This is a genomic window from Niastella vici (genome assembly GCF_002077945.1).
GTDB classification, from domain to species: domain Bacteria; phylum Bacteroidota; class Bacteroidia; order Chitinophagales; family Chitinophagaceae; genus Niastella; species Niastella vici.
In genome coordinates this window covers 60,999-74,417 of sequence record NZ_LVYD01000060.1, presented here as the reverse complement: position 1 = coordinate 74,417, position 13,419 = coordinate 60,999, and the positions used below count along the sequence as shown (strand labels likewise).

The 13,419-nt window shown below is 44.7% G+C and carries 12 protein-coding genes; 5 read left to right on the top strand and 7 right to left on the bottom strand.

Features of this window, described 5'->3' with window-relative positions; all coding sequences use genetic code 11:
* Positions 1-221 precede the first annotated feature (221 nt).
* Entirely contained in the window at positions 222-620 is a 399-nt protein-coding gene (locus tag A3860_RS27890) for a hypothetical protein (RefSeq protein WP_081152756.1), read from the top strand.
* 67 nt (positions 621-687) lie between these two features.
* Here A3860_RS27890 and A3860_RS27885 read toward each other — a convergent pair whose 3' ends face one another.
* The 3 genes from A3860_RS27885 to A3860_RS27875 all read right to left on the bottom strand — a co-directional run bounded on the left by A3860_RS27885 (position 688) and on the right by A3860_RS27875 (position 5,427).
* Positions 688-2,280, bottom strand: a complete 1,593-nt coding sequence (locus A3860_RS27885; protein WP_081152753.1) for a glycoside hydrolase family 25 protein — start codon at positions 2,278-2,280, stop codon at positions 688-690.
* Between the two features lie 7 nt (positions 2,281-2,287).
* Complete coding sequence (locus A3860_RS27880; protein WP_081152750.1) at positions 2,288-3,760, bottom strand: hypothetical protein; 1,473 nt, start codon at positions 3,758-3,760, stop codon at positions 2,288-2,290.
* Positions 3,761-3,897: 137 nt separating this feature from the next.
* Positions 3,898-5,427, bottom strand: coding sequence for a hypothetical protein (locus tag A3860_RS27875; protein WP_081152747.1), 1,530 nt, complete (start codon positions 5,425-5,427; stop codon positions 3,898-3,900).
* A gap of 134 nt (positions 5,428-5,561) precedes the next feature.
* Here A3860_RS27875 and A3860_RS27870 point away from each other — a divergent pair, with 134 nt between their 5' ends.
* From A3860_RS27870 to A3860_RS27860, 3 genes are read left to right on the top strand one after another with little or no spacing between them, the layout of a single operon-like run.
* Positions 5,562-6,029, top strand: a complete 468-nt coding sequence (locus A3860_RS27870; RefSeq protein WP_081152744.1) for a hypothetical protein — start codon at positions 5,562-5,564, stop codon at positions 6,027-6,029.
* 24 nt (positions 6,030-6,053) lie between these two features.
* On the top strand, positions 6,054-6,695 hold the full coding sequence (locus tag A3860_RS27865) for a hypothetical protein (RefSeq protein WP_081152741.1): 642 nt from the start codon (positions 6,054-6,056) through the stop codon (positions 6,693-6,695).
* On the top strand, positions 6,683-7,552 hold the full coding sequence (locus A3860_RS27860) for a sensor histidine kinase (protein ID WP_081152738.1): 870 nt from the start codon (positions 6,683-6,685) through the stop codon (positions 7,550-7,552). Before A3860_RS27865 ends, A3860_RS27860 begins: the two co-directional genes overlap by 13 nt.
* Positions 7,553-7,568: 16 nt before the next feature.
* Here A3860_RS27860 and A3860_RS27855 read toward each other — a convergent pair whose 3' ends face one another.
* Entirely contained in the window at positions 7,569-8,024 is a 456-nt protein-coding gene (locus A3860_RS27855) for a hypothetical protein (RefSeq protein WP_143774293.1), read from the bottom strand.
* A gap of 172 nt (positions 8,025-8,196) precedes the next feature.
* Here A3860_RS27855 and A3860_RS27850 point away from each other — a divergent pair, with 172 nt between their 5' ends.
* Entirely contained in the window at positions 8,197-8,865 is a 669-nt protein-coding gene (locus A3860_RS27850) for a response regulator transcription factor (RefSeq protein ID WP_143774292.1), read from the top strand.
* Between the two features lie 276 nt (positions 8,866-9,141).
* On the opposite strand, the gene A3860_RS27845 is transcribed toward A3860_RS27850, so the two are convergent.
* From A3860_RS27845 to A3860_RS27835, 3 genes are read right to left on the bottom strand one after another with little or no spacing between them, the layout of a single operon-like run.
* The gene (locus A3860_RS27845; RefSeq protein ID WP_081152730.1) at positions 9,142-11,100 is read right to left on the bottom strand and encodes a KGGVGR-motif variant AAA ATPase; all 1,959 of its coding nucleotides are present in this window, start codon (positions 11,098-11,100) and stop codon (positions 9,142-9,144) included.
* Positions 11,097-11,711, bottom strand: a complete 615-nt coding sequence (locus tag A3860_RS27840) for a TIR domain-containing protein (protein WP_081152727.1) — start codon at positions 11,709-11,711, stop codon at positions 11,097-11,099. Before A3860_RS27840 ends, A3860_RS27845 begins: the two co-directional genes overlap by 4 nt.
* A 17-nt stretch (positions 11,712-11,728) precedes the next feature.
* Positions 11,729-13,186, bottom strand: a complete 1,458-nt coding sequence (locus A3860_RS27835; RefSeq protein ID WP_081152724.1) for a tetratricopeptide repeat-containing protein — start codon at positions 13,184-13,186, stop codon at positions 11,729-11,731.
* Positions 13,187-13,419: the final 233 nt, after the last annotated feature.

Genomic DNA, 13,419 nt, shown 5'->3' with positions numbered 1-13,419 from the left:
CTAATGAAATGCCAGTTTAACAGTTCATATGAGCATCAATAAATTGGGAGCCATTGGGCGCCATTGAACAGCACGATTTTGATACAGCAGTGTTCGTTTTTGATACAGCATAACTTTAATTCACATGATAAAATAATTCAGGTTTTGTTAATCGTTTATGGTTTGGCGATATAAGTTAATCTGCCTAAATTCGATAATTCACCATAAAACCGTTTTATCCAATGAGAAAAACACTTATCTTCCCTGTTCTGGCACTGTTATTTGTTATCCAGACTACTTCCGCCACTTCAGTATCTCCCCTTCTGGTACGGCCCTTTCAACAAAACAACATCACTACTGCCTACGCAGTACGCATTAATCTGGTGCATACCGATGGCAGCCCCGTTACCGGAGGTACAGGATTGCGCGGATTTTGGGCCAAAAATGTGGCCACCGGCATTTATTATGATCCTACCAACCAGGAAGGTAATGAATTTGAAGGATTGCCTGCGGGCACATACACTTTCGGCGCCTACCCCGGCAATTGGGATGGTGCAGTGTCAAAGACAGTGACGCTTGACCCCAGCCAGGAAGGCGATGATGGTTTTATTGAAGTTACATTAGTGTACTGGGTTGAGTAATCAATGATTAAAATAGCAGCCCTCCCGATGCATCGGGAGGGCTGTTTTATTTTCTGAACAATCATGCTCATTTCCCATTAATAAATGCTGTCAGTTCCCGGCCGGTGCCAACGAACACATCATAATCGATACTGCGCGAATCGATCGTATAGCTGGAGCTCTTTTGCCAGAAAGTAGCCTGCTTATTCCGCCAGGCCCAGGGCAGCACCGGCGATGGCTTCCCGGTATACTCAGCCAGCCATAAAGGATAGTCACTAAATGCTTCATTATGCAGCCAGGTATTGGCAAAGCTAAGATCGGTGTAAATGATGGGCGCCCGCCCTGTTTGTTTGCTGAGGTATTGCAGAAAGCTCAGCAGATGTACCTGAAGTGCATCCCTGTCGGCATTGAGGGCCATACCAGCCTTTCGTCCCAGCCCGCCTTCTTCAATATCGAGTATGAGCGGCATTTCGGCATTCGTAAAGGCGCCTGTCGTTTGCAGAAAATGACGGGCCTGGGCCAGGGGATCGTCGCCATAAATATAGAAATGATAGGCGCCCCTGATGAGGCGGGCCTTTTTTAACCATTCCCAGTTACTTGTAAATGTATTATCCGTTAGGGTGAGGCCTTCCGTTGCCTTGCAAATGACAAAATGAAATGTGTCCAGCGCTTTCAGGTCTTCCAGTAAATTACCCTGGTATTTTGAAATATCTATTCCACATACCAGGGTCGCACTGTCGAGCGAAGGGCGACTTACGTCTGCCGTAGCAATAGCGGTAGCATGGCTACCCGAAGTGGTAACCGGAAGGGCTTGTGTAATAAGTCCGGCAGGTTGCGGGGGATCAGGCAACACCCGGTATATAAAATACAACAGCAATAGTAATGCCGGCAGCCCGATAGCTGCTCCAACCACCTTTCTGCGTCTGCGGTTCCGCTCCCGGCGATCATTGTATTTAATTTGCTCATTACGGGAGGTGCTGAGGTATTTATCCAATATACCGGCCAGGCGAATGATCCTTTTAAACACAGCGGCATGCGCTTCGAGGCGGCAGCCATAGGTATGCGTAAGCGCCAACAGGTTTTGCCCGGCAAACTTACACTCCAGAGCTGCTGAGGAACTGCGGTGGATGAAAGGGCTGCCACTATGCGTTTTGTTCAGCACAAGAACGGGTGTTATAATTTGTTGCTCCATCGATTGCCAATCACCGGGAGCCCCCTGCTGCATCCACCGGTTAAATACCTGAAAATACCCTTCCACCCAGTCGCGGGCTTCCGGCTTCAGGTTCTTCCCCTTCACAAACCCCGCCAGCTCATCATGCAGGCGGATCAGCTTCCGGATATTGTTATCGAAAATCTCCGTGTATTCAGCCTGCTGCTTCCTGAAGCGTTCCGTCGTTTGTATCATCTCCTCGTTCTCCCGGTGCAATCCATAAAACAATTCCCTGATGGCAGCATAACGACGGGGCAGCTGCTCAATAAATACAGTGAGTGGTTGGGAAGGGAGTAAAAAAGAATTGATGGGTGAAAGACCGGCCCCAAAGGCATCAACTACCCCATCCTGTTCGGCCTCAGCAGTAAGCGCTCTTACCAATTGCCGCGTTTGCACATAGTGGGCTCTGCAGGCTTCGGTAAACCGGCTCGCTGCCTCTATCATCTCCTGGCTTATGATCGCTTGTTGCATGGCTCAATTATTTAAAGGGGAAACCACCGTTGCTCTTGCTGTCATCCTTTTCTTCAGTTGGTTTCGCAGGGGTATCGGGGTAATACTTTTCCTTCCACAGCTTCAGCAATTGTATTTTGGTAATGTTCTTTACATAAAAGCTGACAGGTACCCCGGCTTCGCCCGTATCGATCTTTTGCAAATAATTCTCGAATGCGGCCATCAGGGAGGCGATATCCATTACCTTGTTATTGGCGCCCCGGTCAATATTCCCCAGGCCCATCATCACGCTGCGAATGGTGGCGCCCTGTATGGCCAGGGCCCGTGCGCCGGTTTTGGCGGCATTGGCGCTCTGATCAATCGTACTTTTTTCCGCTGTTGTCGCATTAGCCAGGGAGGTATTTAGTTTCTCCGGATCGATGTTCGCGAAAGTCTTCACACCCATTTGTATCTGGTTAGAACCGATAGAAGGGATGGCGCCCAGGGTAACCAGGTTCACATGCGTGGTCAGTGTTTGGGTGCTGAGCAGGCTTTTGATCTCCGTTGCCATGGAAGGATCCACGCCAAAACCGCCGGAAGCTTCTTCGAACCAGTTACCGATCCTAAACCGGTCCTGCAATTTGGAAGCAAGGGCCGTCAGGGCATCACCGCTATTGCCCACCGCATCATTCTTTAACATATGCACCATGCCAATAAAGCAACTCCCGAGGGCGGCGCCGGAAAGAATGGTGATCGCGGCAGATTCGGTTCCACCCACATTACCGGCCGGGATGGCCGGGGCCATGATATCGATGGGGTCGCCCGGATAGCTGGCATTCCACACTTCGATGGCCCTGTCAACATCCAGGATGCAGGGATCGAGCAGCTTTGTTTTCCTGTGTGTGCAGGTGGCCGTTATTATAAGGGTTCCCGACAACTGGTGGTTCTTTCGCTGCACGCTGATCTGCGCCATGGCTTTGTTACTGACATCGGAAGAGGCCTGGGTGCCGAGACCATCGGTAGCCGCTTTGAGATAATTCTCGATCTGGTTAACGGTATTCAGGGGATTGCTCTCCTGGTTCTCGTCATAAGAAAAATACTGGGCATCGAGGTGAAGCGAATCGGCAGAAAGCGGAAGCATCAGTATTTTGCTGCGTGCAAAATCAACGGGACTTTCCAGCGACGCCCCATCCTCCTGCTCACTGATCTCTTCTTTCAGCGTTTGTATGGCCGCCTCATTGCTCAGCCTCACCGTAATATAATCTGATGCCGCTGTCGTGATCTCCTTATCGATCTCACCAATGCGGGTTGTAATGGCTGACACATCCACGTTCATATTCAACAATTCGGTCACCGTCATCTCGAGGCTCCGCTTCATAGCAATGAATGAATTCATTTTATCCTGCGCTGCATCAATGCGCGATTGCAGGGAGCTGATCTGCAGCAACCGGCTGATGATTGCTGATTTCACAATGTTGCCCAGTACGAGCGATGGATGGGTATATGGGATCGAAGAAGGCATGGTTAAAAGTTGATAAGTTGATAGGTGCCGGTTACCAGTTTCCGGTTACCGGGGCTTAAATTAATAGCAGCCTGATTATTCGCAGGCATTCTGCAATAAGGTCCTGGTAACCGGGAACCGGCAACCTGGAACAGCGGCTAACTACCAAAACCTCCCGAACTACCGCTACTGTTGCTACTGCCGCCCGAACTTCCACTGATGCCCGTTGCACTGCCGGCAGGACCGCCACCGCTATCATCACCTGCTATGTTCAGGTACCTGCCGGGGTAATATTTGGCTACCCACATTTCGGCCAGTTGCGATTTGGTGATCGGTTTCAGGTAATAGTTAATAGGCACGCCAATATTTCCCGCAAGGGCCTTCTGTATATAATCATCCATGGCATCCATCATGGAGTTTACGTCGAGGATCTTGTTCTGCTCATTGTCTATTGGCGCCAGCGCCGACAGTACGCCCTGGATCTTGGAATTCTGCATGGCGAGCATTTGCTGCCCGGTCCTGGCTGCAGAAGCCGAAGAGTCTACCGTATCCTTGTCGCCGGCAGTGGCATTCTGCAATGCAGCCAGCTGCGTCATGGCCTGGGCGCCGTCGAATTGCGAGAAGCCCTGCACCGCCATATTCACCGTATTTGATTTGATGGAAGGAATGGAACCCACCGTAACCAGGGTACAATGTGAAGTGATGGACTGGGCGCTCAACAGGTTCTTGGCATCTTCTGAAAAACTGGAATCAACACCGAAGCCGCCGCTGTACTTGCTCCACCAGCCACCAACAGTCAACTGTGTTTGAATACTGGAAGCAGCGGAATACACGCTCTCAGAAGAAGTGGTGGTAGTTGTATTGAGGATATGCACCATGCCTATAAAGCAGGAACCGTAGGTGGCGCCGGAAAGCAGGGTGAGCGATTTTTCCTGCGGGGTATTGGCCTGCGCTGCAATTTGAGCAATGCCGGCGGGGTCAGTGGGGTTGATCATATCACCGGGAAAGAACCGGTTCCAGGCACGGATACCCTTATCTACATCAATGATGAAGGGCGCCAGCAACATGGCATTCTTGTGCGTACAGGTAATGCTGATGACCAGTGTGCCCGAAATGCTGTGACGGCTATACTGGCTGTTCATTTGACTTTGCACAGCCGAAGAAGCCTGTGACGACCATGACTTGCCCAGAAAATCAATTTCACTGCTGATAAAGCCTTTAACGGTGGCAGCCTGGGTATTGGAGTCCTGCTGGTTTTCGTCGAAGGCAAAATACTGCACATTCATTTTCAGCGAATCGGCAGAAAGCGGCATGGTCTTGATCCCGCTCTTGTTGTAATCGATAGGACTTTCAATTTCATCGTCGATGGTCTGGATCTTCGCCTTCAGTGGCTGGATCTTCGTAAGACCGTCGACCTTAACTTTAGCATAATCGGTGGCGGCGCTCTGAATAGACTGACCAACGGCGGCGCTTTCCTTTACCAGGTCGGCGGTGTCGATACCCATGTTGATGAGTTCCTGAATGGTCATATCGATCGACCGTTTTGTCGCGATCAACGTATTCAGGTTGTCTTCTGCCGCGTCGATGGGCGCTTCCAGCGCGCTGATGGCGACAAGATTATCCAGCTTCGCCTGGGAAACCAGGTTACCCAGCACCAGCGAAGGATCGTAAGGAATTTCTGATGGCATAATTTAAGCGTTTACTATTAATGAATAGAAATAAAAGAATAGAGATGGGGGTTAGTGTGTGTTCATATTTTAGTAATAAAAAAACAGTATGTTTGTATAGAACATAAACCTTCAAATCAATTAAACCTATCAACATGGAACCTAATCCCGCTGCAGTAGACATTCAGAACAGCTCCGTCCCTGTTAAAACAGCCCTCACCAAGATCACTAACTGGAAAGAAGCCTTCAAACGTGTTGTAAGTAAGGAAAAAGGATCGATCCCCGATTTCATTCCCCAGGCAGTTTTTATACCCATACCCGATATCAAGGCGCTGGCCGATAAGTACAGCGACAAATACGGATTGAAGGTAGCCGGCGTAAGAGCCTACTTCGCGTTAGACACTCCCTTCTTCGAGAACAAGATCAGACTGATGCTGGTACCCGTGGTGGAAACCACCACGAACTACGTGCCTGCCTACCGTGACCTTATCGTTGTTCATGAGGTGCAGGCGCCCGTTGAAGTTGTTGAAACATCCATCTACGATTTTACCAAGCCCTGCCCTGACTTCTGTGACACAGAGAGCATCCTGTACAACGCCGATGAACCTGTGACAAAGCTGTAACCGCTTTACAATCTCTGCATTGGTATGAAAGCATTCTCCTATGCCTGGCTGGTATACGTGGTACCGTTATCGTTGCTAATTCCATTGATAACGGCCCTGTTGAAAAGCATAAGCCTGCGCCGTCCTTTATGGATATTGGTGGGCTACCTGGTTGTTTCGGGCAGTATTAACATGGTGGCTATACTGAACTCGGGCAAAAACAACCTGCCGTACCTGCACCTGTATACCTGTGTGGAAGGCACCTTGCTGCTTTTGTTCTACCAAACCGTACAACCGGTGCCATGGATGAGGCAATTGAATACCGTGCTCATTTTTGCATTCCCCCTGCTATGCATTATTAACGGGCTGTTCTTACAAAGTATTTACCAATTCAACTCCTATGTAAGGCCCATTGAAGCGATACTACTGATCGGCAATAGCGCTTATTATAGCTGGTATGATACTGCAAAAAGGGAAACGGGCTCCTGGACAGCCAACCCATTCAACTGGATCAACGCAGGGTTCCTCCTGTATTTTTCCGGCTCCCTGTTCCAGTTCATTTTTTCGAATGTTGTGAGCGCCACGGCCGGTTATACTATCAAGCTGCTGATCCTTGACATTCACGGAACATTGGTGCTGTGTATGTACATTCTTATGGCGATAGGGTTTTACAAATGCAACAAGTAACAGATAATATTTATGCGTTGGTGATCATGGCAATGATTGGCCTGTCGCTGCTGGCAGGGGCTTTTGTGCTTATTCAGGCTGCCGCCCGCAACAGGATCTGGCGACAGCAACAAAAACTGCTCGACGCCCACATTCATCATCAGCAGGAACTGCTGCATGCCATCATCTCTTCCCAGGAAGAAGAACGCAAACGCATTGGCATGGACCTGCACGATTCAGTGAGCTCTACCCTTTCCGCCCTGCGGATGATGATCGTGAAGCTGACCCGGGAATCCGGTTCCAGCCAACAACCTGCCAGCCCATTGGGAAATGAATGCAAACAGATCATAGACCGCGTGATCACCGACGTAAGGGATATTGCCCACAATCTTTCTCCGCCGCTGGGCAGCGCTTACTTCCTGCACGATGTGCTGGAAGACCTGAGCGAAAGGGTGAACCGTTCTGAAAAGATCGCCATGACTTTGCATTTGTGCGAAACCGGTATACTGGAACAGCTGAACCCAATGGTTTCCCTGGCTTTGTACCGGGTGCTCACCGAGCTGGTCAATAATACCATTCGCCATGCCGGTGCGCAGCAGGTCAACATCCTGTTCTCTGTGTTAAGCAATGAACTGCACATTGAATACCGTGATGATGGCATAGGTATGACGGGAACCGCGCGGGCCGGAATGGGATTGCATAATATTGAAAGCCGGTTAAGCTATATCGGCGCAGCTTACACGATCGATTATCCCGGTATGGCTGTAACGGTGCATCCCGATGCCAAAACGGGGACAATGAAACCTGGCATCACAGAAGCAGTGGTGGTTAACACCCTGCATAAAGGTTTCAGAATGGTCATCAGGCTGCCTGTATGACACCAGGATGACGGCATTATTGCACCACCTGCAACAGGATGCCAATAGCTTTGTGCGCGCCTTCCAGGTAGCCCGACATCTTTTTGGGGTCATTGGCGGCAATTTGTTGCAGGGCAGTTTTGGCCTCACCACTGTAAGCAATAGCCACTACCCAGCGGGTGAGATTACCCCCGTTCGTGGTTGTATAGTTCGCGACCTTAACGGCATCCATGTGCAGGGCAGTTGCCAACGCTCTTCCGGCATTGGTAGCGCTTTCTACCTTTATTTCAATAGCGTGAATACCATCCGTGTCCTGTACGGCCGTATCGAGTTTCCAGGAAGCATAAGGGGCTGAATAAGGCAATTCACGGGCAAACTGAATATTCGCTTTTCTGAGAAGTATGCCCAGCTCAACCTGGAACCATACCTCGTAAGCGGCGCCTGTACTGATGGCTAATGCGATCTGTGGCTCGTCGGCTAGAATGAGATTCATAAAATCCTGAGGTTTCATACAATTATTATTTAATGATTAATGTGTGATACAAAATAACGTTCACTCAGCTGCGAATTTCAGCGGGGAACCACCCGATTTGAAAACCAGGTATAACTACCTGTTTTTGCCGGAGCGGGGAAAACGAGTGCAGAAACTGATTAACTTTAAAAGAATGGAAACTATTCGCATAGCCCTGGTCGATGACCAGCAGTTATTCAGGCGCGGCATTGCGCTGCTGATGAGCGAGAACCCCGACTTCAGGATCGTATTGCAGGCTGCCAATGGCAATGACTGCCTGCGCCAACTGGCTGAAGTGCGGGAGCTTCCGCACATTGCGCTGGTTGATATGGAAATGCCCGAGGTAGATGGAATAGGATTGAATGTATTGCTGAAAGAACGGTACCCTTCCGTAAAAGTGATCATTCTGTCGGTGCATGAAAAGCAACGACTGATCGCCCGCATGATAGAAGCAGGCGCTTCGGGCTATCTTTTCAAGAACTGCGATCCCGAAGAACTCACCGAAGCCATTTATAGTACCTACCGCAATGGGTTCTATATCAACCAGCAGGTATTGAAAGCAATACAGCATGCTTCAAGTGATAAAAACAAGTCGCTGAAGAGTGTCAACAATATTCCCATTGAGCTAACGCGGCGCGAAGAAGAGATCCTGCGATTGATCTGCGGGGAGCAAAGCAATGCGGAGATCGCCGGCCAGCTGTTCATAAGCGTGCGTACCGTAGAAGGCCACCGGAATAACCTGCTGTTGAAAACGGGTTGTCAAAATACGGCGGGGCTGGTATTGTTCGCCGTGAAGTACGGGATCTATGAGATTGATTTTTGAGGTCTTAATACACCTATGTATTAGTTATTGTAGGGTGTGTCCCGGAACCGCAGGAACAAGGCAGGCTCTTTTGCAAGGTTGGCTTTTGTGTGTCGGCTTGGTGTGCCTTGTAAATCTACCTGGATTGGCGTATTGGATACAATAAAACAGCATATTTTCTGTGGGTGAATTTTCAAAGATCGCCTTTATTCAGTTAATTTTAAACCTTGTCATACTGTGAAAATATGAAATGAAAGCATAACATCTTTTGCCTTTCTTCAAAAGATAGAAATCATTTTATTTGAGTTCATTAATTGCTGATTTCAAAACCTCAACTTGATTAGGGTCTTTAAATTGGGATCGGTCAATGTTTGCTTGAGCTTTCTTTAAAATATTCTCAACTACAGTTTTATTTTCTTTCCCGAAGGTTCTTGATGAAATGTAAAGTGCTACAGAGGAATGATAGCCAATAAACGGCATTTCAGAATCACCTACATGTTCTGCAAGCCAGTTTAAATATTCCTTGTTCGGAAATTTTTGAAGCTTTGCAATAGCCAATAACCTTTCGCCAGCGGACTTGCTTGTTGTCCATGTTTCTAAATTACTAAGGGGATCATTCATAACAGATTTCATTTTTGAAACAATATTTTCCATCACTCTTGTTCTTGGGTTACCACCTGGCATTTTCTTTCTCACTTCCTCATACTCTTTAGCAAGCAAAAGTAGTTCCTCAATTCCTTCTTCTTGATTTGTTTTTCTCTTTCCTGGTTTTTCAGTTTTTTTCTGTTGAGCTTTTTGGAGCAATGATTTTGCTATTGCCTTAGATAATTTTTCAACCTCTTGTCCAAATTGGGCACGAAGTTTTGTGCTTCTGACAGTATCTTCATATTTGAAATTGCTAAAATCAATATACTGCCTGTCTCTTAATTCTGGGGGAATTGAGTCGTTTTTTTGTATGTTAGATTGGCTATACAAAACAGGGAATAGCAAGTTCCTATTACTGTCTTTCTCTCTTTTAAAAATTGAATTCAATACAATATTCAGGAAAGAGCTATCGAGCCCGGAATCCGTAATAATATATACAAATGTTTTTGACTTCAGCATTGCTGTTTCAATATTTATTGAAATGGATTCACCAATATTGAATTCATTGATGTCAAAATAAATTTGCGGATTATAACCAAGTTCGTCATTGAGATATTCTGTAAGTGCAGGAATAAGTAATTCTCTCACCCATTGATATACTTCCCTTGAATAACTTAAATAAACATCATACAAATATTCTGTTTCATCTTGCTTTTTGTCCGAAGGGTTGCTCTCTGCAAACTCTTTTTTCTTTTTCTTGTAATAATCCACACCAACAAAGCTTTCAATATCAAAAAAGTCTGATGAAAGCAATTTAGCAATCTTTGAAAAAATAAAACCCATTCCTTCGGGATCATTTGTTCCTTGTTCTACAACGGCTAACTTTTCCCCGAAACTGAAATAGTCAATTTGTGGAATCTTAATCTGCTCTAAAATATATTTTGGCTCAATCCATTTTGGCAACCAATCGCTGTAACAGTCTTTTAATATATCGGAAATTCTTTCAAGCCATTCTTGAGATTCTTTAAACTCAACACGGGTTCCAAATCTTGAAGGTATCGGCAAAACCGTCAAAGCCATTCTGTCAACCTCAAGTTTTTGCCTTGCATTTTGAATATACTTAACAATGTCACGAATGCCAAAGAGACTTTGATAGTTTGCTGTAAACATTGGGATCAAAATATCAGGCATCATGATGGTGCAAATTCCACTTGAATCACTTAAGCCAGTTCTACTATCAATCAAGACAAAATCAAAATCATTTTGCCATTGCTTCCGTAAATTCTCTATATGATTGCCACCATTTTCCTTGGTAAAGAAATCGCCCCAATCAAAATTTTGAAGTAATGCAGAATATGATGCAGGGTCTTTATCTCTACCGCTATGAAGCAAGGAAATTGGAAAGCTTGTTCCTGTTTCAATTTGCCAAAGAAAATTTCTGTAGTCGGGCTTGGCATCATTCTTATAGGATAATAAAAGTTGCAGAAGCCCTTCTGATGTATTTTCTATTTTGAATCCACTAAAATACCTTTCAATACCAGGGGCTTCCAAATCCCAATCAACAATCAAAACTTTAGAATTTCTTTTTGAAAGTTCATAAGCAATGTTGGCTAAGGCCATGGTTCTCCCAACACCTCCTTTGTAAGAATAAAATGTAATTATACTACTCATGGGTTGGAAAATTTTGGAGGTTGACTTTGAGAGGGCTGTTCTTCGATATGAAATTGTTGAACAAAACTATTTACTGCTACAATTTGCCAATCTTGTTGCCACACTGGTGCATTGTTTATGGCATCTGCAATATCTTTTCCTAAAGGTCTTAATCTGTCGTCAAGAACCTCTGCTTTAGGACTATCAATAGACATTCTTACATTGTAACATTCTTGAATTTCAATTTTTTGAATTGTAGTAAGATTAACTGGCATAGTTTCACCATCATGAATGATTGTTGGGAAAATTAATCCGCCTGGATTTTGAATAGTTCTAAAGCCAAACTTTCTTTCTCTTTCAAGCATGTGACCGATTTCACACGAGCACCATACACTGTTAAGAAATGTTTTTGTCCATAGAGGAATTATTGTTCTTGATGCTCCTAATGCATTCCCTAATGCAATAGGCCAAGTCGTTCCATTTTCAAGCAGAGTATCTATATAGATAACAGGTATTCTTCCGAGCTCAAGATTAATATGGTGTTCGAGTAACGGAACAAAATGTGTTTCAATCCATTTACGAGTTAAGTTATCCCGTCTGTAACTAATGAATATGTCGTATTTATATGCCATTCAAAAACTAAATTTAATTAGATGCTAAAAACATTTTCAAGCTCTTTTTTCCAGTCAGGCCTATTAAGACTATTACAGGCATAAACAGCATTAATAAGCATTGAGCTTGTTTCCCTTATACTTTGATTACATTTATTTATTGCTGAAGTATAAAAGATTTTGCTTTGTTCAAACGCATTCAGATACAGATATGCCTCGGCAATTGTTGCGTCTTCCCAATATTGACCTCCCTTAGCAATTTGGCAATGCTTCAAAGCCAATTGAGCCATTTCTTTAGTTTTAGTTAAATCTGTTTCATCAAGCATTAAAAAGAGAAAAGCAAGATTTATTGCATGATAATATATTTGAGAACTGTTATTTGATCGTAACGATAACTGCAACGCTTTATCATACCAACAAATAGCTTTTTCTAAAAATGCCGTTGTTTCTTCAACAAGATATTTTCTTTTAAATCTTCCACCTAAAATTCCCATAAAATCTGTATTGAATTTTATGATTTCAGATTCTTCCAACATCTTAATTGCGTCATCAATTTTGCCAATTCCTTCTAAAGCAAAAATGTATTTCTTAAATCCTTTCGCATCCAAATCAGGTAGCTTCTTACCAAGTATATCAGCTTCTTCATAATACCTTGCTATTAGGTTATTCAAGTCCTTATCATTACCAATTAAATACGATATTCCGCTGCCAATACCCAACATTTTTTTAATAACCTGAAATGAAGTGTCCATATTACTCTCAGGTTTCACCATTGTGATATGGTTGCCAGCTGTAATGCAGTGATAATCTTTTGTAAAGGGGTCTAAGCTTGAATTTGTGGGAACAAATTCGTCCAACTCGCCTGCAACAGTTGCGAATTTGAATGGGTATTTATGACTAAACCTATTATTCCATTCATTGCGAAGTTTTTTAATGAATTCGCCTTCATAGTCCATATCACTAATCTGGTTTTTAAACCATCTCAAGAGCCAAGCTTTTTTTAAACCGCCGCTTGGCGTACCATAAAAAAGAACATGAGAAATCTTGTGTATATCGTCTCTATTTAGAATTGTTCTTTGAATGACTAATCCTCCCATGCTATGCCCGATTAGAGCTACCCTGTTATAATGTTCAAACAGTATTTCAAGATTTGTTTGCAGATAACTAGCAATTTTTGTAATGTCAGGAGTTGCTGCCCAAATGCCTTTTCCAATATTTGGCATTAAGTCAGTGGAGTAACCGATGCTTATTACATCCCAACCATTCAGTTCGCTTTCTGCAATAATGAATTCAGGAATAGGTTTAAATGTGGATTCAGGGTCACCAGAAAAGCCATGAACAAAGCAAACAATGCTCTCATTTCCTTCGGAACGATATGGAATAATAGTTCCTTTTTTTTCGCCCTTGACTGATTGAAGTAATTTACCTAAGACTATTTTGGAAACACCCTGCGCGGCTGAAATTGCAGCGTCAGATAGAATTTTTTGAATTGGCATATCCTGTATATTATTACAACAGTTAGGATGGAAACCAAACGATCTCCTGGTATCGAGATTACTAATATTTAAAGAAATAACCGAAGAAGGGTTCCTCTATTTTACTTAACTAAGGCAAAAAAAGGTGTTTTCACGGTATGAAGTGGTCCTCAATTTTATTATGGAGTTGTTTACGAACCCCGAGTACAGGTACATTCTTTTTAGGATGATTGTAGAAATCATATGCGCACCGG